We start from the raw sequence: 20,623 nt of genomic DNA on the forward strand, positions 1-20,623 counted from the left end.
CGAACCCGCAGATGTGAAGCCGAGTGCGAACGGATCAGGCGCCGGTGGTGGAGCCGGGGCGGATCACCATCAGCACGGTGACCACCGCCCAGAGGAGGTTGAAGAGGCCGGCGGTCATCGGGAGCAGGCGCAGGCCCTTGACGGCGCGGTCCTGCTCGGCCTGGTCCTGCGGCGCGTCGAGGGCGTCGACGGTGGCCTGCTGGCCGGGCACCACGAAGAGCAGCATCAGGGCCGCGGCCAGGCCGGTGAGCACCATCGAGGTGATCAGCCAGACGTCGCCCATCACGCCCATCACCTGGGCGGTGCCGATCCCCAGCAGCGGCACCGCGAGGCCGAGCAGCGCGTAGACCTGGGTGATCCGGTGCAGCAGTCGCACCGAGGCCTCGGCCTGCGGTCGGTCCTCCCCGCCCGCCAGCGCGGCCTTCGCCCGGCGCGGGAACATGCTCACCGTCACCGCCACCGGCCCGATGAAGAGCACTGCGGCCAGGACGTGCAGGCTCAGCAGCAGCTTGGTCATGGGGCGGTTCCTTAGCGGCGACGGGGCGGGACGCCAGCACGCTAACACCCGAGTGGCCCACGCCGACCGGTCGGGGTGTCCTCTGACGGGCGGTCACCGATCGCACATCTGTGAGCATCTGTCAGGGAATCTGGCGTGGCATCCGTCTTGTCCCGATTTGGAGGCGTTCAATGGGTCGGTCATGCCGCTGCTCGTGGGTGGCCGTAGCCGAACAGAGGGGTTCCCCGTGCGAGTGACCGAACGTCAGGAGCGGAGCGGCCCGCGGCCGACGGCCCGCAGGCTCGGCCTGGCGGCCGCGGCGGCAGTGCTGCCGGTGGTGCTGGTCAGCGTGCTGGTCTCGGCGGCCCCGCTCTCGCCGCCGCTCGGCCCCTGCAGCGGGCCCGACTGCCCGGCGACCTGGCCCCCGCCGAACAACGGCAACGTGGTCGGCCGCGACGACACCATCAACGTCTTCGTCGGCGGGAACTACTCGGTGGCCGGCCGGGCCGCCGAGGCCGAGGGCAAGGTCGTCACGCTCGGGGACTTCTCGGTGAACAAGAACGGCGGCGGCCTCTTCAACATGGCGGTGGCCGGCGTCGGCTCGCGGGTGGTGCCCTCCAACGGCACCGACTTCGTGACCGTCGGCGGGAGCGTCACGGTGGCCTCCGGCAACACGGTCGAGGTCGGCGGGACCTCGGACACCTTCGGCGCCCTGGCCTACGGCAACCTCCGCTACGGCAGCACGCTGAGCGGCACGGTCAACGTGGTGCCGACCGGGCAGGCGATCCAGGACCCGACGGCGGGGGACCAGTACTCCGGCATCCCGGACCAGCTGGCCGGGCTCTCCACCTGCGCCTCCACCCAGACCGCCACCGGCACCGTGACCACCAGCGGGAACCAGGTCACCTTCACCGGCGACGGCACCAGCGCCCGGCAGATCTTCAACGTTCCGGGCAACCTGGGCTCGACCACCAGCGCGGCCGACTTCGTCATCACCGGCATCCCGGCCGGGGCCACGGTCATCATCAACATGCTGGGCACCAACCCGGTGATCAACACCAACACCGGCAACGGGCTCGACGGCGACCCGTTCACCGAGCTGCGCCCGAACCTGCTGTGGAACTTCCCGAACGCCGCCACCACGACCATCATGGGCGGCGCCCAGTTCCAGGGCTCCCTGATGAGCGCCAGCAAGACCGGTACCACCACCATCCAGACCCCGGGCTTCAACGGCCGGGTGTACGTCGCGGGGAACCTGGTCCAGACGGGCAGCAGCGGCAGCGAGATCCACAACTACCCGTTCGACGGCGACATGCCGGAGTGCACGACGCCGACGCCTACTCCGACGCCGACTCCTACGCCGACGCCGACTCCCACTCCGACTCCCACGCCGACCCCCACTCCGACCCCCACTCCGACTCCTACGCCGACGCCTACTCCGACTCCCACTCCGACGCCGACCCCGACTCCGACTCCGACGCCGACCCCGACTCCGACTCCGACTCCGACCCCGACTCCGACTCCGACTCCGACGCCGACTCCGGAGCCGACCCACTCCGGTCCCGTGCCTCCGGAGCCGAGTCCCAGTCCGTCCGGCTCGACTCCGGTGCCCACCACTCCGGGCCCGACCGGATCGGGGGCGGTTCCGACCGAGAGCGGTGGCGGCGGTGGCGGTGACGACGGCCAACTGCCGATCACCGGTGCCGATGTCGTCTTCCCGGCCGCCCTGGGGGCGGGCGCCCTGCTGGGCACCGGCGGTCTGACCTTCTGGCTGTCGCGCCGTCGCCGCGGCCGCCACGGCTGACCCGTCCCCTGAACGCAGTGGTGCCCCGGACCCACCCAGGGTCCGGGGCACCGTCGTACTGTCAGAGGGGAGGCGTCAGCGCGGTTCCGCGAAGAACCGTTCCACCACGCCCGCCCGGTCGGAGAAGCCCTCCAGCGGCTCGCCGACCACCCGCCCGGCCAGGTCGATCGCCAGCACGCCGACGTGCACCCGCAGTTCGAGTGCGGCCAGGTCGGCGTCCATCGCGATGGACGCCCGGGCGGACCCCACCAGCCGTTCTCGTTCGCGCTGTCCCTCGGCCCGTGCTGCTGCGACCGCCGCGGCGCCCTCCTCGGCCGCCTGCTGACGCAACCGGGCTGCTTCGTGGTGGGCCTCGGTGATCACGTGCCGGTACTCCGCGTACACCTGCTCGGCCTCGGCCCGCAGGGCCTCGGCCTTCTCCAGCTTCCCTTCGGTGGCCTCGTACCGCTCGGCCAGCACCCGCTCCGCGCGCGGAAGCAGGAGACGGCCGAGCGTGACGAATATCAGGAAGAACGCGAGGAGTCCGACCAGGAGTTGAGCCTTGCTCGGCTCCAAAGGTCCGATGTCCATGCACCAGACCCTACGGTCTGATGACACGTCATGTACGGAGAATGACGGAACTCGTTCGCCTACCGGTTCGATCCCGACCGGACGGAAGCCGGTGCGCGGCGGGCCGTGCTGTGCGACGATCGCGGAGCGTTCGGTCCGGGAGAAGCCGGACCTGTGCCCGGGAGGGGAAGTCTTGGCGCAGTACGCGGAGTTCGTGACAGCCGACGGGGCCGTGGTCCGGGTCGAGCAGGCCGCCGGTGCCGCCGCTGCCGACCCGTACGGCATGCAGCCGGTCGGCCGGGGTGCGGCCCAGGCCGTGGAGCGGGCGGGGGAGACCTTCGAGCAGGCGCTGGCGGGCGTGCGGTCCGCCGCCGAGTCGGCGCTGGCGGTCTTCCGGGGCGGCAGCCTGGCGCCGGACGAGGTGGAGCTGGAGTTCGGCGTGAAGCTCACCGCCGAGGCCGGGGCGCTGATCGCCAAGACCGCCGCCGAGGCCCATCTGACCGTCAGGCTCAGCTGGACGCCCGGCCGTTCGGCCTGAGCGGGCCGGCGGACGACGGGCCGGAGCAGCCGCGATGGCGTACCCGTACTGGCTGGCCCGGATCGACACCGGCGGCCCGGAGCCCACGGTGGGCGCCGGGGTGCTGGTCACCGACCGGCACGTGCTGACCTGCGCCCACGTGGTGCACGGGCACGCGGCCGTCACCGTCCGCCTCGCCCACCGGCCGGACCATCCGGCCCTGCCCGCCACCGTGCTGCGCCGGGGGCCCTGGCCCAGCGGGCGGCACGGCCGGGACGGCACCGGGGACGTGGCCGTGCTGGAGCTGGCGGAGCCGGTGCCCGACCGGGTGGCCAGGCCCGCGCCGTTCGCCCCGCTGCACCACTGGGACCGCCCGCCCTACCCGGGGCTGACCGCGCACGGCTTCCCGTTCGGCCACGACGCCGGGCGCAGCAGCGAGATCCGGCCGACCCGGGCCGGGCTGCTGATCGGCGGCGAACTGGTGCAGTTGGAGCACGACGGCCAGGGCATGCCGCTCTCGCCCGGCTTCAGCGGCGGCCCGGTGGTGGACTCCGACACCGGCGAGCTGGTCGGCATCGTGACGGCCGCCCAGGACACCCTCGGGCGGCAGCTGCCGCCCGGCCCGGACGGCCGGACCCCGCCGGCGCTGCGGATCGGCCAGATGCTGCCCGCCGGGGCGTTGGCCCGCTACGTCCCCGAACTGGCCGACCTGATCCCCGGCGCGGCCCTCCCGCCGGACCAGGTACGGGAGTTGCGCGAGCTGGTGGCCGGGGTCGGTGCCACCGCCGGGCCGGGGGCCTGCGACCCGCTGGAGCTCTACCGGACCGCCACCGCCGCCCAGGGGCTGCTGGACCCGCCGACCAGGCCGGGCAGCCTCTGGGAGACCTGCTGGTACCTGCTCTCCGAGGTGACCGGCCCGCTGACCAGCCGTCACCCCGTGCGCGAGTTCGCCGCGCTGCTCGCCGAGTCGGCCGGGGACGCCACCCCCGAGCAGCGCGAGCGCCGGACCAGGCTGCTCCGGCTCGCCGACGGCGGCATCCGGCTCGTCCACCCCGGCCGGGCCGCCGCCCGGCGCTGGCGGCCGATCCTGGTCGAGATCGGCCACAGCGGGGCCGGGCGCGGCCGGTACACGGTGGCGGTCCGCACGGTGCGCGACGGCGAGCCGGGGCCGGCCGTGCCGCGCACCCTCTCCGGCGGTGACCTCCAGGCCGAGGTGCTCCGCGAGATCGAGCAGCAGCTCGGCCGGCTGGAGTCGGACGGCGCCGAGCTGGTCGTCTTCGTGCTGCCCCGCAAGCTGCTCACCGTGCCGGTGCACGCCTGGACCGGCAAGCACTCCTTCGGCCCGCTCGGCGCCGACCACCCGGTGGTGGTGGTCGACCGCCAGCGCCGCGACTCGGCCGCCGACCGCCGCACCCTGGAGCTCAACTGGGCGCTGCGGCGCGACGAACGCCGCACCCTGGCCCACGTGCTGGACTGCGCCGAGCCCGGCGAGGCCCGCACCCTCTACCACCTGCTCCGCCCGGTCGAGCGCCCCCAGCTGCCGGTGCTGCCCGGTTCGCCCAAGGCCCGCCGCTACGCCCCGCTGCTGGACGCCGCGCTCGGTGCCGGGGTGCACGCGGTGATCTGGCCGGAGTGGACCTGTTCGGAGCGGCACCAGCCCGGCCGCGCGTGCCGGGGGAGGTCCTTCACTGCCAGACTGGCGGTCGAGCTGGCCGGCACCTCGCCGTCCGAACTACCGGAGCGGATCAAGCAGTTGCGCCACCAGGCGGAGGAGGGCGGCGATCCGGCCGGGCACTGGGCGGCCGGCCTGGTGCTGCTCTGGGAGGACCCGTTACTCCTCCCCAGCCCGCACCGGCCGTACCCGCTCCCGCCCACCGACCCGCCGTCCGAGGTCTGACTCCCGTTCCCCGACCGTCCGTCACCTCCCGCCCGCGCGGCGGGGCCAGCCGCAGGAGAGTCCCATGCCGTTGCAGCGGATCTACCGGGGTGCCGAGCAGCCCCACGACGGCCTCGCCGCCCTGCCCGCCCCGCCGCCCTGGCGCGCCTTCGACGGCGGCCCGCCGCTGGACACCCCCGCCCCCGAGGCCGACCCCTCCGCCGCCTCGGCCGGCCACCGGGCCGCCACCTTCCGGCCCACCCCGGAGACCGTCGAGCTGGTCAACGCCGCGCTCCACCTGCGGCGCCCGCTGCTGGTCACCGGCCCGCCCGGCAGCGGCAAGTCCAGCCTCCCGTACGCGGTGGCACGGGAGTTGGGCCTCGGACCGGTGCTGCGCTGGAACATCACCAGCCGGGCCACCCTGCGCGACGGCCTCTACCAGTACGACCCGCTCTCCCGCCTCTACGCCGCCAACCAGGCCGGCCCCGAGGCCACCGGCGCCGGGCTCGACGAACACCTGCGGCTCGGGCCGCTGGGCACCGCCCTGCTCCCGTACGCGCGGCCGCGGGCGCTGCTGATCGACGAGATCGACAAGGGCGACCTCGACCTGCCCAACGACCTGCTGCACGTCCTGGAGGACGGGCAGTACGAGATCGACGAACTGGTGCGGGCGGCACCGCAGCAGCCCGTGGCGCAGGTGCTCACCGCCGACGGGCACGGGCGGGCGCCGGTGACCGGGGGGCGGGTGCGGTGCCGGGCCTTCCCGTTCACGGTGCTCACCAGCAACGCCGAGCGGGAGTTCCCGGCGGCCTTCCTGCGGCGCTGCGTCGTGCTGGAGCTCAAGCGGCCCGAGGGCAGCGAGCTGGCCGAGATCGTCCGCTCCCACCTGCCGGAGGCCGACCGTGCCGTGGTCGCCGAGATCCTCCAGGTCTTCCTGGACCGCCGCGGCGAAGGCGAACTGGCCACCGACCAGCTGCTCAACGCCATCTACCTCACCACCCGCCCCGAACTCACCGACCGGGCCGACCGCGCCGCCCTCGCCGCCCGCGTCATGGCCTACCTCAGCAGAGGCCGGGACGACGATGACCTCTGAACCCCCGGCCCCGGACCCCTCGGGCCCCCTGGTGCCACCTGCGCCGGAGCCGGGGTCCGGGCCGCCCGCAGGGGCTGACGGTCCGTCGTCGAGTCGGCCGCCCGCAGGGCAGTCCGCTCCGTTCCCTGCCCGGCCGCCCGCAGGGCAAGCCGGCGCGGCGGAGTCGGCGGCACCTGGGCCCGCGGCTTCGTCGTCCCCTGCCCAGCCGCCCGCAGGGCAAGCCTCGTTGCTCGGAGGTGCGCAGGTGGACCGCCTGGCGGAGGTGCTCGGGGGGCTCGGGCGGCCCGGGGCGGACGCGGTGGAGCTGGCCGAGCTCCTCTGGCTGGCCGCCCGCTCGGCACCCGTCAGCGGACGGACCGTCCTGCCGGGGAAGGCCGCCGATCCCGTGGTCGAGGAGGTGCCCGAGCGGCCGGAGACGGTCCGTCAGGAGGCGGGCCCCGCAGGTTCGCTGTTGGCGCTCCACCTGCCGGCCGCCGAGCCGTCCGGCGGGCTGCCCGGCGGCAGCACCGTCGCGGCGCCGAGCGCCCCGATGCTGGCCCGCCCGCTGGACCTCCAACGCGCGCTGCGCCCGCTGAAGCGGCACGTCCCGGACCCGCACCGGACGGTGCTGGACGAGACCGCCACCGCCAACCGCCTGGCCGAGGCGCTCCGCGGCCCCGGGCCGGTGCACTGGCTCCCGGTGCTGCGCCCGGGCAGCGAACGCTGGCTGACGCTCCGTCTGGTGCTGGACACCGGCCCGACCATGGCGCTCTGGCGCCCGCTGGCCCGCGAACTGCGGGCCCTGCTGCGGCAGACCGGCGCCTTCCGCCAGGTCACCCGTGCCTGGCTGGCCCCCGACGGCACCCTGACCGGGGGTCAGCCGGGCCCCCGGACCGCCACCCTGGTCCTCAGCGACGCGATGGGCCCGCAGTGGCGCCCCGGCCGGCCGGGGGAGCGGTGGCACCGGACGCTCGCCGGCCTGGCCCGCCTCGGCCCGGTCGCCCTGGTCCAGCCGCTCCCGGAGCGCCTCTGGCCGCTCACCGCGCTCCCGGCCGCCGCCGGCCTGCTCACCGCCCCGGAGGCCGGCGCGGCCAACCCGGCGTACGGCTTCACCCCGCTGGAGCCTCCGGACCTCCCCGACTGCCGGCCGCAGCGGCAGGGGGAGCCGGGGCTGGTCCTCCCGGTGCTGGAGGCGGACCCGGCCTGGCTGGCCAACTGGGCGCAGCTGGTGGGAAGCCCGGGCGGTTCGGAGGTGGTCGGCGCGGCGGTCCGCCTGGGCGCCGCCCCGGCCCCCGTCCGTCACGGCGGCCCGGCCCCGGGGGAGTTGACGCCCGCCGAGGCGGTGCGCCGCTTCCGGGCCACCGCCTCCCGCGAGGCGTACACCCTGGCGGGGCTGGCCGCGCTGACCACCCCGGCGCTGCCGGTGCTGCGGCTGCTGCAGCACGCCGCGATCCCGCGCCCCCGGCCGCAGCAGCTGGCCGAGCTGGTGGTGAGCGGCCTGCTGGTGGCGCGGCCCGGCCAGCCGGAGCGATTCGACTTCCGGCCGGGGGTGCGGGAGTTGCTGGTGCACACGCTGCCGCGCTCGGTCACCCACCAGGCGGTCGGCCTGCTGGTGCGGGTGGGGGAGGAGGTGGCGGCCCGGGCCGGGCGGGTGCCGGACGAGATCGCGGCCATCGCGGCCACCGACACCGAGGGCGCTCCGCTGACCGCCGAGCGGCGCCCGTTCGCCCTGGTCAGCCCGGCGGCGCTGGGCATCGTCGGGGTCGAGGTGCCGCGTCAGGCGGCCCGGATCGACCCGGCCCGGTCCTGGGCGGTGCTGTACTCCGAAGAGGCGGAGGAGATCGACCAGTTGGCGGCCCACCTGACCGACCGCGAGCTGGTCGGCCTGCCGCGCGGCCAGGTCTGGGCGGGCAGTGACCCGGAGGGCTTCCGGGCCGCGCTGCGCACGGCCGCCCGCAGCGCGGAGGACACCCTGCTGGTGCTGCTGGCCACCGCGCCCGGGTTCGACCCCGGCGCCGAACTGGCCGCCCGGGCCCTGGTGAAGAGCCCGGCCCGGACCTTGGTGCTGGCCGAGCGGGACGCCGGGGTCTCGGCCCAGGTCTGGTTCGACCGCCCCCGGGGGGCCCGCTCGCTGGCCTCGCTCTGCAACGAGGTGTTCCGCTTCGGCTGGCCCGGCGGCCCGCCCGAGCTGACCCTCGGCGAGCTGCTCGCCGAGGCGGCGGCCCGGGCCGACGAGGGCACCGAACTCCTGGGGAGTCAGCAGGAGTTGGTCTTCATGCGGAACCCGGCGGCCGGGCGCCGCCACTTCTACCTGGCTCGCGACACCGAACCCGACCCGCGGGCCGACCGCTTCTTCGAGGACCTCTGCGAGGAGGTCTGGCAGCTCTCCGACCTGGCCGGGGTGGCCGGCCAGCCGGACGCCGTCCGGCACTGCGAGGTGTTCGTCCCGCTCTACGGGCACGGCTGCTTCCGCGGCCTCCGGGCCACCCGCGAATGGTCCGCCTTCGGCAGCCACCGCCGCGCCACCGTCCCGGTCTTCTGGGACCCGCTGGACCACCGCGAACTCCCGCCTCCGGCCCGCCAGTTCGACTACCGCGACCGCGCTTTCGGAGCCCGCTACGCGGACCAGGGCCTCCGCGCGCTCGACCGCACCTCCTACGACCTGGCCGTCCACCGCATCGCCGAGAGGATCGTCCACCTCGCCGACCGCCCGGCCCGCGGCTAGTGGTCACCCCTCTGGGGGCGCGAGGAACTGCGCGAATCGGAAGGCGGCCCACCTGCAACTGAGGCTCCGTCAGCCAGTTGCACGTGCTGCCGTTCCCCCGCGCGCAGTTCCTCGCGCCCCTACGGGGCCCACCTGTGGTCGTGTCAGGTGACCGCGCCGCGGCGGGAGAAGCGCTCCTCGCGCCACTCGCCGCTCTCCAGGACCTCGGTCAGGTGCCGCGCCGCGTCCCACACCTCGGTGTACGACAGGTACAGCGGCGTGAAGCCGAACCGCATCAGGTCCGGCGCCCGGAAGTCACCGATCACCCCGCGCTCGATCAGCGCCTGCACCACCGGGTACCCGTCCGGGTGCCGCAGCGCGACCTGGCTGCCGCGCCGTGCGTGCTCCCGCGGCGTCACCACCTCGACGCCGTACGCCGCCAGTGGCTCCACCAGTTCGATGAACAGGTCCGTCAGCGCCAGGCTCTTCGCCCGCACCGCCGCCAGGTCGGCCTTCTCCCAGACGTCCAGCGAGGCGCCCAGCGCGGCCTGCCCGAGCAGCGAGGGGGAGCTGGTCAGGAAGCGGCCGATGCCCGCCACCGGCTCGTACCCCGGGGTGAAGTCGAAGGGCTTGGCGTGGCCGAACCAGCCGCTCAGCGGCTGCTCCGCGACGCCCAGGTGACGCTCGGCCACGTACAGGAAGGCGGGCGAGCCGGGGCCGCCGTTGAGGTACTTGTAGGTGCAGCCGACCGCGAAGTCCACGTCGCAGGCGTCGAGTTCGACCGGCAGGGCGCCGACCGCGTGGCAGACGTCCCAGACCATCAGGGCGCCGGCCGCCTGGACCCGGCGGGTGATCGAGGCGATGTCCAGCAGCTCGCCGGTGCGGTAGTCCACCAGGGAGAGCACCACCACGGCGGTGTCCTCGCCGAGCGCGGTCTCCAGCTGCTCGGCGGAGTCCAGCAGCACGGTGTGCGCTCCGCCGCCGGCCAGCGAGGTGACGCCCTCGGCGATGTAGAGGTCGGTCGGGAAGGCGGCCCGCTCGGCCAGCACGGTGGAGCGGCCCGGGCGCAGCCGCAGGGCGGCGGCCAGCACCTTGAAGAGGTTGACCGAGGTGGTGTCGCAGACCACGACCTGGCCCGGGGCGGCTCCGACCAGCGGCGCGACCCGGGCGCCCAGGCGGTGCGGCTGCTCGAACCAGCCGGCCTCGTTCCAGCTGCGGATCAGCCGCTCGCCCCACTCGACCTCGACCAGCTCGCGGACCCGGCCCGAGGTGCGGGCGGGCAGCACGCCGAGCGAGTTGCCGTCCAGGTAGACCACGCCCTCGGGGAGGACGAACTCGGAGCGGAAGGCGGCCAGCGGGTCGGCGGCGTCCAGCGCGGCGCACTGCTCACGGGTGGTCAGGCCGGTGGTGGTCACAGCTCGTTCCTCACGTTCCACAGCTCGGGGAAGACGTCCTGGTCGGCCGACTGCTTCAGCCAGCTCAGCCCGCTGGAGCCGCCGCTGCCCGGCTTGGCCCCCATCGAGCGCTTGACCGCCGAGTAGTGCCGCTGCCGCCAGCGGGTGACCCGCTCGGCGGTGTCCAGCAGTGCCTCGCCCAGCAGGGCCAGGTCGGCCAGCGCCGGGTCGGTGTAGACGCGGTGCCAGGCGGTGGTGACCTGCTCGCTCTCCCGGTGCCGCTCCGGGCCGGGCACCACGTCGACGTCCAGTCCGCGGCGGGCCAGCAGGGCCAGCGCCTCGTCGTACAGGCCGGGCGCGTGCAGTGCGGCGGTCAGCTCGGCGTGCACCGAGGGCATGCCCTGGTACATCGTCAGCAGCCGGGAGCTCTTGTTGCCGATCATGAACTCCAGGCGGAGGAAGGCCGAGGACTGGAAGCCGCTGGCCTCGCCGAACACCGGGCGGAAGGCCGCGAACTCCATCGGCGTCATGGTGGCCAGCAGGTCCCAGGAGTTGGCCAGCACGTCCTGCACGTGGTGGCCGCGCTTGAGCGCCGCGTGAGCCGCCGTCAGGTCGTCCTCGCGCAGCGCGTGCCGCGCGGTGGTCCACTCGTGCCGCAGCAGGTCGAAGAGCAGCTCCATCACCTGGGTGGTGATGATGAACGACAGCTCGGCGTCCACCTTGCTGCGCGGCTGCTGGAGGCTGTGCAGCACGTCCAGCTTGGCGTACTGCGCGTACGGGGTGGTGGCCTCGGGCTCCTCGGCGTCGCCGAAGGCGAGTTTCGGGGTACTGACCTGGGGATCTGCCGCCATGGCTCCTCCTGCTGCTCCGTACTGCTGCTCCTGCCCGCCTGCGGACGGCCCCCATTGTGCGGTCGGCGCGGCACCGGATTGAATGGGCGACGGATGCCGGATCGGCCCCGCCGCCTTCCGGACGGAAGGTCTTGGGCGGCCCCGGCCTGCCGAACGCAAAGGAGCACCCCTTGGACGCCGTGGACCGCCTGCTGCTCGCCGAACTCCAGGCCGATGCCAGGCTCTCCTACAACGAGCTCTCCCGCAGGGTGAACCTCTCCTCACCGGCCGTCGCCGAACGGGTCCGCCGGCTGGAGGCCGACGGGGTGATCAGCGGCTACCACGCCCACGTCGACCTCGACCGGGCCGGGCTCAAGGTCACCGCGCTGGTGCAGATCCAGTGCTACGGCCCGCGCTGCGTGCTCCGCGACCCGGCGGTGGCCGAGTGGCCCGAGGTGCTCCAGCTGCACCGCGTCACCGGCGGGGCCTGCTGCGCGCTGCTGGTGGCGGTCGCCGGGATGGCCGAGTTCGAGCGGCTGATCGACCGGCTCGCCGGGTACGGCCAGCCGTCCAGCTCGATGGTGCTCTCCAGTCCGGTGCCCTGGCGCCCGGTCCAGCTGCCCTGACCACGCCCCTGACCGGCTGTCAGTACATCTTCCGCAGGCTCTCCAGCCCGGTGACGAACAGCTCGACCCCGACCGCCGCCAGCAGCAGCCCGAGCAGCCGGGAGAGCACCTCCAGCGAGGTCCGGTGCGCCCGGCGCAGCGGTTTGGAGAGCACCAGGACACAGAAGCAGTTGATCGCCACCACCGCCAGGTAGGCCCCGGCGATGGTGGAGTGCCAGCCCCAACTGTCCTCCTCCAGCGAGCTGACCAGCACCGCCGTCATGCCCAGCGGGCTGGCGATGTACGGCACCAGCAACTCCCGGATGCCCTCGGCGAGTTGGTTCTCCAGGTGCTCCCCGTCGTCTCCGCCGCCGAGGTGCACCCCGAGCACCAGGGCCACCGCGTAGATCGAGAAGATCAGCCCGCCGGCCAGCTGGATCGACCAGTCGTCCACGTGGAAGAAGTCGGTCAGGAAGTCGGCGGAGTAGGCCATCGCCGCCCCGACCACCGCCGCCAGTGCGGTGGCCACCAGGGTGAGCCGCACCAGCTCCCGGTGCGTCCGGCTGCGTGCCAGCTGCGCGAAGGTGAGCAGCACCTTGGGCGGCCCGACCACGGCGAAGAGGGCGACGAACGCACTGCTCAGGTTGAACGCGATCACCACCCCAGCATCGGCCGGCGCGGTCGCCCGCGCCTTGCCAGGTATTTAGCTATGGTGCTAAATATCTAACCATGACAGAAGCCCAGGACGAGGCCGGAGCCTTCCGCGCCCTCGCCGACCCGACCAGGCGTCAGATCCTGGAGGACCTGCGCGGCGGAGAGCTGGCGGCCGGCGAGATCGCCGGCCGGTTCGCCATCAGCGGGCCGTCCATCTCGCGCCACCTCGGCATCCTCAAGGGCGCCGGGCTGGTCACCGAACGCCGGGACGGCAACCGGATCCTCTACTCCCTGGCCGAGGAGCGGCTGGCCACCTGCGTGGGCCGCTTCCTCAGCGCCGTCTGCCCCGAGCAGATCGTGCTCCGCCACACCAAGTGGCGCCCCGCCAACGCTCCTGAGGAGACGTCATGAGGGCTCCCCGCCTCGCCAGCACCATCGAGCGCCGCCTGCTGGTCAACTACCGGGTCGACCCGGAGGCCGCCGCCGCGCTGCTGCCCGCCGCCCTCCGCCCGCAGCTGGTGAACGGCCACGCCGTCGCCGGGATCTGCCTGCTCCGCCTGGGTGAGGTGCGGCCGCTCGGCCTGCCCCGGGCGATCGGGCTGCGCAGCGAGAACGCCGCCCACCGCATCGCGGTCGAGTGGGACGGCCCGGACGGCGTACGGACCGGCGTCTACATCCCGCGCCGCGACACCGGCTCGGCGCTCAACGCCTGGGCCGGCGGCCGGATCTTCCCCGGCGAGCACGGCCGGGCCGACTTCCGGGTGCGCGAGACCGAGGACGAGATCCGGGTCGCCCTCGCCACCCGGGACGGCGAGCTCCGGGTGGACGTCACCGTCGAACCGGCCGAGGACCTGCACGGCAGCGCCCTCTTCGCCGACCTCGCCGAGGCCTCCCGCTTCTTCCGCCAGGGCGCCGAGGGCTGGTCGCCCGCCGGAGCCGGCGACCGCCTCGACGGCATGGAGCTGCGCACCGACCGCTGGCGGATCGAGGCCTGCACCGTCCGCTCCGCCGCCTCCAGCTACTTCGACGACGCCGACCGCTTCCCGCCCGGCACCGCCGAGCTGGACTGCGCCCTGCTGATGCGTCAGGTCCCCGCCGACTGGCACCCGCTCCCCGCGATGGCCGCCGCCTGACCCCGGGGCCAGGATTGACCCCGGGGGACCGGCACACGCGGAGGTCATCATGGGCGGCAGCACGGGCGTCCTGGTCGTGGGCGCGGGCCCGGTCGGGCTGAGCGCGGCGGCCGAGCTGAGGCGGCACGGCGTGGACTGCCGGCTGGTCGAGCGCCTGGACGGGCGCCTGCCGTACGCCAAGGCGGTCGGCATCCAGCCCCGCACCCTGGAGCTCTGGGACCGGATGGGGCTCGCCCGGGCCGTGCTGGAGGCCGCCGTCCCGCTGCGCGGTCAGCTGCTGCTCGACGGCGGCCGGGAGCGGGCCCGTACGGTGCTGGCGCTGCCGCCCGAGGTCCCGTACGGCTTCGCCGCGCTGCCGCAGTACGACACCGAACGGCTGCTGGAGGAGTACCTGGCCGGCCTCGGCGCCGGCATCGAGCGGGGCACCGAACTGCTGGCCTTCCGTCAGGACCCGGACGGCGTCACCGCCGTGCTGCGCACCGCGGGCGGCGGCGAGGAGGAGCTCCGGGCCCGCTACCTGATCGGCTGCGACGGGGCGCACAGCACCGTCCGCAAGGGGCTCGGGCTCCCCTTCGAGGGCGGGGCCCTCCCGGCCGGGTACATGCTGGCCGACGTCGAGGTCGACTGGGACCTGGAGCCCGGCTTCACCCTGCGCTCCACCGCCCGGGCCGTCGACGGCAGCGAGGACCTGCTGGTCGCCGTCCCGCTGCCCGGCCACCGCCGCTACCGGCTCTCGACGGTGGTCCCGCCCGAGCTCGCCGGAACGGATGGCCCCGCCCACGGCATCGACGGCAGCCGCGGCCCGGACCTCGCGCAGGTGCAGACCGTGGTGGACCGCCTCGGCCCCGGGCCGGCCACGGTCTCCCGGCTGCGCTGGTCCTCGCTCTTCCGGATCAGCCACCGGATCGTCCCCCGCTACGGCGAGGGCCGGGTCTTCGTGGCCGGGGACGCCGCCCACATCCACCCGCCGACCGGCGCCCAGGGCATGAACACCGGCATCCAGGACGCCGTCAACCTGGCCTGGAAGCTCGCCCTGGTGCTGCGCGGGGAGGCCGGGCCGGCCCTGCTCGACAGCTACGACGCGGAGCGCCGCCCGGTCGGCGAGGAGGTGGTCGGCCGCACGCTCCGGCACGCCACCGAGGGGACCGACGGCGACCCCGACGACCCCGCCATCCTGATGCTCCGTCAGGCGCAGCTCCTGGTCGGGTACCACGACGGACCACCGGCCCCGCCCGGCTCCGGCGGCCCCCGCCCCGGCGACCGCGCCCCCGACTGCTCCGGGCTCACCACCCCGCTCGCCGCCTACCCGCTGCGCCTGCTCGACGTCCTGCGCGGCCGCCCCGGCCACGTCCTGCTCCGCTACGCCCCGGCCGCCCCCGAACCCGCCGACGGCCTCGACACCGTCACCCTCCTGGGCCCGGACGGCCACGGCCCCGGCTACCGGGACACCGCGGGAGAGTTCGCCCGCCTCTACCACCCGGACGGCCCCACCGGCTTCCTGATCCGCCCCGACGGCCACCTCGCCGCCCGCTTCCCCCTCGCGGACGAGCCCGCCGCGCTCGCCGCCCACCGGAAGGCCCTCGGGCTGTCAGTGGCGTGAAGCAGACTCGACGGCCCGTCACCGCACAGGCCGGAGCAGCCCGATGCCGATCCACGTCGCCAGCCGCCGCCGTACCGCCGCCTCCCTCGCCGCGGCCTTCCCCAGGGCGGAGGTGGTGGACGTCACCTCGCGGGCGGCCGAGCCGTGGGTGCGGCTGAGCCCCTTCTACCCGCACGGCGGGATCCCCGTGCCGTACTCCGAGGGCGTCACCGGCCAGTCGGTGGAGGGCATCTGGCAGGCCCTCAAGGTCTTCGCGACCGCCGACGTCGACCCGGCCAAGCTGGCCGTCACCGGCATGCGCGGCATCAAGCGCACCGTCCGCCGGCACGGCCCGGTGCTCGGCCACCGCACCGGCCTCACCGGTACGGAGCTGCTGCCGTACGAGGCCGCCCGGCGGCTGGTCTACCTGCCCTCGTACCGCTGGGTGCTGGAGCACCGGGTGGCCGACCTGGTCGAGCGGCTGCGCCGGGCGGACGGGGCGGGGGAGGTGGTGCTGCTCGACTACACCGTCAACGGCGACGTGGCCGACCCGCGCACCCCGCTCTCGCACGCCGCGCTGCTGCGGTCGTGGATCCAGGGGAGCTGGCCGGCCGAGACCCTGGCCGGGACCGCGGCCGGGGCTACGCCAGCGTGACGGTGACGCCGCCGGCGCGCAGGACGTCGAGGACGGCGTCGAAGTAGGGCTCGCCGGAGTGCGGGAGGGGGCGGGTGAGGGCCTTGCGGGCGCGGGGGGCGTCGTGCCAGACGAGGGTGAAGGGGGCCTCGGGGCCGTAGCCGCCGCGCAGGCAGTCGGCGAGGGCGTCGAGGTTGCGGCCGTAGTAGCCGTCGGGGGCGTCCAGGGCGTCGGCGAGGGCGGTCCAGAAGGACGGTTCGTCGGTGATGGCGGCGCTGCTGAGGTGGAAGGTCGGGTTCGTCGGCATGACTGTCCTTCGCTCGGATGGCGTCCCCCGGGTGAGGGGGCGCCGGGCCCGGTGTGGGATGGCCTTGCTGTCCCGCTTTGCTGTTGAGCGAGAACTGAGGCCCCATCATGGCGTGTCTGAACCGTAAGGACCTAGGACTGCTGGCGCTGCGCGCGGCGGTCGGCGGTGTGCTCATCGCGCACGGCACCCAGAAGCTGTTCGGCTGGTTCGGCGGCGGTGGCCTGGAGGGCACCGCCAAGGCCATGGAGCACATGGGCTTCGAACCGGGCCACCAGAGCGCCCTGGCCTCCGGCCTCGGCGAGGCGGGCGGTGGCGCCCTGCTGGTGGCCGGCCTCGCCACCCCGGCGGCCGGCTCCATCGTGGCCGGCACCATGGCCGGCGCCATCTCCGTGCACGCCCCCAGCGGCTTCTTCGCGATGGGCGGCGGCTACGAGTACCCGGCCCTGCTCGGTGCCTGCGGTCTGGCCCTGGGCCTGTCCGGAGCCGGCTGCTACTCCCTCGACCACCTCACCCGGCACCGCTTCGACGGCGCGGGCCTGGGCCTGCTCGCCTTCGCCGCCTCCGCCGTCGGCGCGGCCGCGGTGGTCTCCCGCCGCCAGGACGTGGTCCGCCGCCGCGAGGCCCGCGCCGCCGACGACGAGGCCGGCGTCGGCCTGGCCTGACGCCTCCGCCGGTCCGGCCAGATCCCCCGGCCGACGGCACCGCTCGGGACCACCGTCCACCGGGCCCGCCCGGCACCCCTCCGGGGCGGGCCCACCGGACGGGGCGTCAGACGGCCGGGGCCTCCGCCCCGTTCGGCCGCCGTGCCCGGGCCCCGAGCCCTGGCCGGACCGTCCGGTTCCGGCCGACGCCGTCCGGGGCTCCGTCAGGTCGTCCCGCCGTAGCGGGCGAGGAGTGCCGCGGCACGGTCCCGCAGTGACTCGCGCAGCCACTGCGGGGCCAGCGCCTCCGCGTCCGGGCCGGCCTGCCAGAGGGCCCACTCGGCGTGGCGGGCGTCCTGGAAGGTCAGTTCCAGCCGCAGCCGTCCGTCCGGTTCGGCCGTCTCCGCGAGCACGGCCAGTGCGGTGCCCACCAGTTCGGCCCGCCGCGCCGGGGCCAGCCGCAGCTCCGCGGTGACCTGTTCGCCACCCGTCCGGAACCGGCTGCCGCGCTCCCGCCAGGCCCGTTCCAGGTCGACCCGCCCGTCGCGTTCGGCGGCCTCCGCCAGAACCTCGGCGGCCAGCGTCCGGGCGAGCCGGTAGGTGCGTTCCTCGCCGGAGCCGGCCCGGGTGGCCAGCAGGTAGCCCTGGCCGCGGACCGACACCAGGCCGATCGGGTCCACCGTCCGCCACCGGGCCTCCTGGTCCGGGGCCGCGTACCGGATGCGCAGCCGCCGCCCGGCGAAGACCGCGCGCAGCACCTCGGCGACCACCGCGTCGGGCGCCTCCTCGGTGACCAGCCGGCGCTCCAGCAGATCGGTCTCCGGGTCGACCAGCAGGCGCTGCGCGACGCCGGCCGCCGTGTCCCGCTGGCCCGCGGGGAGGGCGTCGACCACCTTGAGCATCGCCGAGGCGAGCGCCGCGCCGAGGCCGAACGCCTGCGCCCCGCGCCGCGATCCGGCCACCAGCAGGGCGAGGGCCTCGTCGTGGTTCAGCCCGGTGAGCTCGGTCCGGAAGCCGGGCAGCAGCGCGAAGCCGCCGTGCCGGCCGCGCTCGGCGTAGACCGGGACGCCCGAGGCGGAGAGCGCCTCGACGTCGCGCAGCACCGTGCGGGTGGAGACCTCCAACTCCCGTGCCAGGGCGGTCGCGGAGAGGCGGCCGTGCTGCCGCAGCAGCAGTACCAGGGAGACCAGCCGATCGGCGCGCATCCGCCGAACCTACCGGGGACCCGCCGGAAGGTCCGTCCGGAATCCCGTCGGGGATACCCGACAGAGGGTGTCGTGATTGCTTGCGAGGCTCGTTCCCGGCACCGCACGGAGCCACCACTCCCAGGAAGAGGCGAACCCGCATGGCACAGCTCACCTTCGTCAACCCGGCCGGCCTGCACGACCCGGTCCCGTTCGGCTACAGCCACACCGCCGCCGTCCCGGCCGGCGCGGAACTGGTCCTGGTCGCGGGGCAGTACGGCTCCGGACCGGACGGTGCCGTGGTCCCCGGCGGCTTCGAGGAGCAGGTGCGGCAGGCCTTCCGCAACCTGGCCACCGCCCTCGCCGCCCACGGGCTCGGTCTCGGCGACGTGGTCCGGATCCGGACCTACGTGGTCGACCACGACTTCGCCCGGCTCGGGGCGGTCTCCGGTGCGGTGAAGGAGGGTTGGGGCGACCGCCCGCCGGTGCAGACGCTGATCGGCGTCGCAGCCCTGGCCGCGCCCGACGTCCTGTTCGAGGTCGAGGCGGAGGCGGTCCGGGCACCGGCCGGGGGCCGGTAGCGGCGGGCGGTCGTTCCGGAGGGCCGGGTCAGAAGGAGGACGCGGCCTCGTCGATCAGGGCCGCGACCGACACCGGGTCGGAGGCCAGGGAGGCGTGGCCGGTGGGGAGTTCGATGGTCTTGCGGGGGTCGATCCGGGCCGCCATCCGGCGCTGGTTGTCCGGGTGGATCATGTGGTCCTGGGCGGACACCTGGTACCAGCTCGGCTTGGCGCGCCAGGCGGGGGCGGTGATCGCGTCGCCGAAGGTGGAGGCCAGCGGGGCCTTCTGGGTCACCGCCATCACCAGGCCCTCGGCCTCGGTGAGGTCCTGGGCGAAGGACTCGTGGAACTTGTCGGCCTTCACCCAGAGGTAGCCGTCGCCGTCCGGCTCCAGGTTGGCGGCCGCGGCCGGGGGGTGCTCCTGGGTGAGGCCGCCCGGGCTCTCCCCGGCGTCCGGCGCGAAGGCGGCGATGTAGACCAGGCCGACCACGTTCGGCAGGTCGCCCGCCTCGGTGATCACCGCGCCGCCGTACGAGTGGCCCACCAGCAGGACGGGACCGCCCACCTGACGGACCATCTTCCGGGTGCGCTCCGCGTCGTCGGCCAGCGAGGTCAGCGGGTTCTCCACCGCCCGGATGCCGGTGTGGCCGAGGCGGTCCAGCTCGACGATGGTCTTGGCCCAGTGGGCGGCCCCGCCCCAGAAGCCGTGGACCAGCACGATGGTGGGTCGAACGCTCATGAACTGCCCTTCCGTGTACGGACGTCGGGCGGAGGCTATCGACCGCCCGGCTGCCGGGCCGGGAGGCGGGGACGGAGCGTCACCCGGGTGGCGGTCAGGCCAGGTGGGGCAGGCAGACCAGCAGCAGGGGGAGCAGCAGCAGCGCGGCCGGGGCGGCGGCGGTCAGGGCCAGCGCCGGGCCGGAGGCGTGGCGGCGGGTGGCCAGCCGCTCGATCCGGGCCAGCGCCTGGTGCCCGGCGGTGAGGGCCGAGGCGGGAGCGCCCGCCCCGGCCACCACGCCCATCGCGGTGGCCAGCGCCCTCGTCGAGTGGCGGCGCAGCGCCCGGTCGTCGGCGGCCATCTCCAGCAGGGTGCGCACCTCGGCGTGGACCAGCCGGCCCAGCGGCAGCCGGCCGAAGGTGCGGGCCAGGGCCTGCGCCGCGCAGACGGCCAGGTGGTGACGGCCGGTCAGGTGGGCGCGCTCGTGGGCCAGCGCGGCGGCCAGCTGTTCGGGGCTGAGCGCCGCCAGGGCGCCCCGGCTGACCACGATCCGCGAGCGGCGGCCGGGCAGGCAGTAGACGGCGGGCGTCGGGTGGTCCAGCAGCAGCGCCCCGCCCGGCACCCGGCCGCGGTGGGCGGCCAGGTCCAGCAGCTCGCGGTGGCGGCGGCGTTCGCGGTGGGAGGTGTGCAGGGCGGCCAGCAGCAGCGCCAGCGGGCGGGCGGCGGTCAGCGCGGCCACCGCCAGGGCCGTGCCCGAGACCGCCTCGGGGGAGAAGCCGCACAGGTGCAGCAGACCACCGTGGTGGTGCGGCGAAGGGTCCACCAGCTGACGGATCGCCATCGCCACCGAGAGCACCGCCGACAGCCCGAGGGTCTGCCAGGTCACCACCCCCAGCACCGGGCTGCGCCTGGTCCACCGCGCACCGGCCAGCAGCGGCGGCAGCACGGCGGTCACCAGCACCGCCCAGAGCGCCAGCAGCGCGGCGGCCGTCACTCCCGGCCCCCCGGCCCGTCCAGGGCGGCCAGCGCCGCCCGCAGCGCGGCCACCTCGTCCGGGCCGATCCGCTCCACGAAGTGCGCCAGCGCGGCCGGGGTGTCCGGGGTGGAGCCGAGCGCCTCCTGCATCAGCGAGGCGGTGTACGCCTCCCGGCTGCGGGCCGGTTCGTAGACCCAGGTGCGGCCCTGCTTGTGACGGTGCAGCAGCCCCTTGGTGTGCAGGATCCCGGCCACCGTCATCACGGTCGTGTACGCCACCGGCCGCGTCGCGTTGAGGTCGTCCACCACCTCGCGCACGGTCGCCGGCCGGCCCCACCGCCAGAGCCGGTCCATGATCTCGGCTTCCAGGTCCCCGAGGCTGCGCACCACC

22 protein-coding genes are annotated in these 20,623 nt (G+C 75.2%); 12 read left to right on the top strand and 10 right to left on the bottom strand.

The genetic code is table 11. The annotated features are described in order from the left end of the window. Window positions 1-34 precede the first annotated feature (34 nt). Entirely contained in the window at window positions 35-517 is a 483-nt protein-coding gene (locus ACWEPF_RS08300; RefSeq protein WP_345284928.1) for a DUF2269 family protein, read from the bottom strand. 232 nt (window positions 518-749) lie between these two features. Between ACWEPF_RS08300 and ACWEPF_RS08305 the strand changes: the two genes are divergently transcribed. Continuing rightward, on the top strand, window positions 750-2,300 hold the full coding sequence (locus ACWEPF_RS08305; RefSeq protein ID WP_452171921.1) for a choice-of-anchor A family protein: 1,551 nt from the start codon (window positions 750-752) through the stop codon (window positions 2,298-2,300). 75 nt (window positions 2,301-2,375) lie between these two features. Here the strand turns inward: ACWEPF_RS08305 and ACWEPF_RS08310 are convergent, their stop codons facing one another. Beyond that, window positions 2,376-2,870: a F0F1 ATP synthase subunit B family protein gene (locus ACWEPF_RS08310; protein ID WP_452171922.1), complete on the bottom strand. Its 495-nt coding sequence runs from the start codon at window positions 2,868-2,870 to the stop codon at window positions 2,376-2,378. 172 nt (window positions 2,871-3,042) lie between these two features. On the opposite strand from ACWEPF_RS08310, the gene ACWEPF_RS08315 reads away from it, so the two are divergent. From ACWEPF_RS08315 to ACWEPF_RS08330, 4 genes are all read left to right on the top strand, one after another. After that, window positions 3,043-3,387, top strand: coding sequence for a CU044_2847 family protein (locus ACWEPF_RS08315; RefSeq protein WP_452171923.1), 345 nt, complete (start codon window positions 3,043-3,045; stop codon window positions 3,385-3,387). A gap of 34 nt (window positions 3,388-3,421) precedes the next feature. Further along, window positions 3,422-5,263 carry a VMAP-C domain-containing protein gene (locus ACWEPF_RS08320; protein WP_452171924.1) on the top strand — a complete coding sequence of 614 codons (1,842 nt, stop codon included), beginning with the start codon at window positions 3,422-3,424 and terminating at the stop codon, window positions 5,261-5,263. 64 nt (window positions 5,264-5,327) lie between these two features. Further along, entirely contained in the window at window positions 5,328-6,335 is a 1,008-nt protein-coding gene (locus tag ACWEPF_RS08325; RefSeq protein WP_452171925.1) for an AAA family ATPase, read from the top strand. A 244-nt stretch (window positions 6,336-6,579) separates the two neighbouring features. Further along, window positions 6,580-9,039: an SAV_2336 N-terminal domain-related protein gene (locus ACWEPF_RS08330; protein ID WP_452171926.1), complete on the top strand. Its 2,460-nt coding sequence runs from the start codon at window positions 6,580-6,582 to the stop codon at window positions 9,037-9,039. Window positions 9,040-9,182: 143 nt separating this feature from the next. Here the strand turns inward: ACWEPF_RS08330 and kynU are convergent, their stop codons facing one another. Both kynU and ACWEPF_RS08340 read right to left on the bottom strand, forming a co-directional pair. Then, window positions 9,183-10,433 (bottom strand): kynureninase, encoded by a 1,251-nt coding sequence (kynU, locus tag ACWEPF_RS08335; protein WP_452171927.1) that lies wholly within the window; start codon window positions 10,431-10,433, stop codon window positions 9,183-9,185. After that, window positions 10,430-11,263 carry a tryptophan 2,3-dioxygenase gene (locus ACWEPF_RS08340; RefSeq protein WP_452171928.1) on the bottom strand — a complete coding sequence of 278 codons (834 nt, stop codon included), beginning with the start codon at window positions 11,261-11,263 and terminating at the stop codon, window positions 10,430-10,432. Before ACWEPF_RS08340 ends, kynU begins: the two co-directional genes overlap by 4 nt. Before the next feature lie 179 nt (window positions 11,264-11,442). On the opposite strand from ACWEPF_RS08340, the gene ACWEPF_RS08345 reads away from it, so the two are divergent. Beyond that, window positions 11,443-11,868 (top strand): Lrp/AsnC family transcriptional regulator, encoded by a 426-nt coding sequence (locus ACWEPF_RS08345; protein WP_345285028.1) that lies wholly within the window; start codon window positions 11,443-11,445, stop codon window positions 11,866-11,868. A gap of 19 nt (window positions 11,869-11,887) precedes the next feature. Here ACWEPF_RS08345 and ACWEPF_RS08350 read toward each other — a convergent pair whose 3' ends face one another. Then, window positions 11,888-12,505 carry a MarC family protein gene (locus tag ACWEPF_RS08350; protein WP_452171929.1) on the bottom strand — a complete coding sequence of 206 codons (618 nt, stop codon included), beginning with the start codon at window positions 12,503-12,505 and terminating at the stop codon, window positions 11,888-11,890. A 71-nt stretch (window positions 12,506-12,576) separates the two neighbouring features. Between ACWEPF_RS08350 and ACWEPF_RS08355 the strand changes: the two genes are divergently transcribed. From ACWEPF_RS08355 to ACWEPF_RS08370, 4 genes are read left to right on the top strand one after another with little or no spacing between them, the layout of a single operon-like run. Then, entirely contained in the window at window positions 12,577-12,912 is a 336-nt protein-coding gene (locus ACWEPF_RS08355; RefSeq protein WP_345284951.1) for a metalloregulator ArsR/SmtB family transcription factor, read from the top strand. Next, window positions 12,909-13,634: a DUF2071 domain-containing protein gene (locus tag ACWEPF_RS08360; RefSeq protein WP_452171930.1), complete on the top strand. Its 726-nt coding sequence runs from the start codon at window positions 12,909-12,911 to the stop codon at window positions 13,632-13,634. The genes ACWEPF_RS08355 and ACWEPF_RS08360 overlap by 4 nt, the downstream gene beginning before the upstream one ends. Before the next feature lie 49 nt (window positions 13,635-13,683). Then, window positions 13,684-15,234, top strand: a complete 1,551-nt coding sequence (locus ACWEPF_RS08365; RefSeq protein WP_452171931.1) for an FAD-dependent monooxygenase — start codon at window positions 13,684-13,686, stop codon at window positions 15,232-15,234. Window positions 15,235-15,277: 43 nt separating this feature from the next. Next, window positions 15,278-15,868 carry a DUF6939 family protein gene (locus ACWEPF_RS08370; protein WP_452171932.1) on the top strand — a complete coding sequence of 197 codons (591 nt, stop codon included), beginning with the start codon at window positions 15,278-15,280 and terminating at the stop codon, window positions 15,866-15,868. Here ACWEPF_RS08370 and ACWEPF_RS08375 read toward each other — a convergent pair. Then, on the bottom strand, window positions 15,855-16,154 hold the full coding sequence (locus ACWEPF_RS08375) for a barstar family protein (RefSeq protein ID WP_452171933.1): 300 nt from the start codon (window positions 16,152-16,154) through the stop codon (window positions 15,855-15,857). The genes ACWEPF_RS08370 and ACWEPF_RS08375 overlap by 14 nt on opposite strands. Window positions 16,155-16,261: 107 nt before the next feature. Between ACWEPF_RS08375 and ACWEPF_RS08380 the strand changes: the two genes are divergently transcribed. Beyond that, window positions 16,262-16,816 carry a DoxX family protein gene (locus ACWEPF_RS08380; protein ID WP_345284956.1) on the top strand — a complete coding sequence of 185 codons (555 nt, stop codon included), beginning with the start codon at window positions 16,262-16,264 and terminating at the stop codon, window positions 16,814-16,816. A gap of 203 nt (window positions 16,817-17,019) precedes the next feature. Here ACWEPF_RS08380 and ACWEPF_RS08385 read toward each other — a convergent pair whose 3' ends face one another. After that, window positions 17,020-18,000: a helix-turn-helix transcriptional regulator gene (locus tag ACWEPF_RS08385; protein WP_452171934.1), complete on the bottom strand. Its 981-nt coding sequence runs from the start codon at window positions 17,998-18,000 to the stop codon at window positions 17,020-17,022. A 140-nt stretch (window positions 18,001-18,140) separates the two neighbouring features. Here ACWEPF_RS08385 and ACWEPF_RS08390 point away from each other — a divergent pair, with 140 nt between their 5' ends. After that, window positions 18,141-18,560 (top strand): RidA family protein, encoded by a 420-nt coding sequence (locus ACWEPF_RS08390; RefSeq protein WP_452171935.1) that lies wholly within the window; start codon window positions 18,141-18,143, stop codon window positions 18,558-18,560. Window positions 18,561-18,588: 28 nt separating this feature from the next. Here ACWEPF_RS08390 and ACWEPF_RS08395 read toward each other — a convergent pair whose 3' ends face one another. The 3 genes from ACWEPF_RS08395 to ACWEPF_RS08405 all read right to left on the bottom strand — a co-directional run bounded on the left by ACWEPF_RS08395 (window position 18,589) and on the right by ACWEPF_RS08405 (window position 20,619). Beyond that, window positions 18,589-19,278, bottom strand: coding sequence for an alpha/beta hydrolase (locus tag ACWEPF_RS08395; RefSeq protein ID WP_452171936.1), 690 nt, complete (start codon window positions 19,276-19,278; stop codon window positions 18,589-18,591). Between the two features lie 94 nt (window positions 19,279-19,372). After that, window positions 19,373-20,251 carry a M56 family metallopeptidase gene (locus ACWEPF_RS08400; RefSeq protein WP_452171937.1) on the bottom strand — a complete coding sequence of 293 codons (879 nt, stop codon included), beginning with the start codon at window positions 20,249-20,251 and terminating at the stop codon, window positions 19,373-19,375. Further along, window positions 20,248-20,619: a BlaI/MecI/CopY family transcriptional regulator gene (locus ACWEPF_RS08405; RefSeq protein WP_452172037.1), complete on the bottom strand. Its 372-nt coding sequence runs from the start codon at window positions 20,617-20,619 to the stop codon at window positions 20,248-20,250. Before ACWEPF_RS08405 ends, ACWEPF_RS08400 begins: the two co-directional genes overlap by 4 nt. Window positions 20,620-20,623 lie beyond the last annotated feature (4 nt).

This window comes from Kitasatospora sp. NPDC004289, from assembly GCF_053602875.1.